This is a genomic window from Streptomyces sp. E2N166 (assembly GCF_003671715.1).
Lineage (GTDB): Bacteria > Actinomycetota > Actinomycetes > Streptomycetales > Streptomycetaceae > Streptomyces > Streptomyces thinghirensis.
In genome coordinates, this window is the sequence record NZ_RAIF01000034.1 from 1 (window position 1) to 546 (window position 546).

At 70.7% G+C, this 546-nt stretch carries 1 protein-coding gene; it reads left to right on the forward strand.

The window, feature by feature from the left end; translation table 11 throughout:
• Positions 1-546: flavodoxin-dependent (E)-4-hydroxy-3-methylbut-2-enyl-diphosphate synthase (locus EBH09_RS36745; RefSeq protein ID WP_193776769.1), on the forward strand; the 546-nt coding region annotated here is incomplete at both ends.

The following is a 546-nucleotide window of genomic DNA, read 5'->3' on the forward strand; positions in this document are numbered from 1 at the left end:
GGCGACCCCCGAGGCGCTGGCGGAGTCGGCGCTGTGGGAGGCGTCGCTCTTCGAGGAGCACGACTTCCGGGACATCAAGATCTCCGTCAAGCACAACGACCCGGTCGTCATGGTCGAGGCGTACCGGCAGCTGGCCGCCCAGTGCGACTACCCGCTGCACCTCGGTGTCACCGAGGCCGGTCCCGCCTTCCAGGGCACCATCAAGTCGGCCGTCGCCTTCGGCGCCCTGCTCTCCCAGGGCATCGGCGACACCATCCGCGTGTCCCTGTCGGCCCCGCCGGTCGAGGAGATCAAGGTCGGCATCCAGATCCTGGAGTCGCTCAACCTGCGCCAGCGCGGCCTGGAGATCGTCTCCTGCCCGTCCTGCGGGCGTGCCCAGGTCGACGTCTACAAGCTGGCCGAGGAGGTCACGGCCGGCCTGGAGGGCATGGACGTCCCGCTGCGCGTCGCCGTCATGGGCTGCGTCGTCAACGGCCCCGGCGAGGCCCGCGAGGCCGACCTCGGCGTCGCCTCCGGCAACGGCAAGGGCCAGATCTTCGTCAAGGG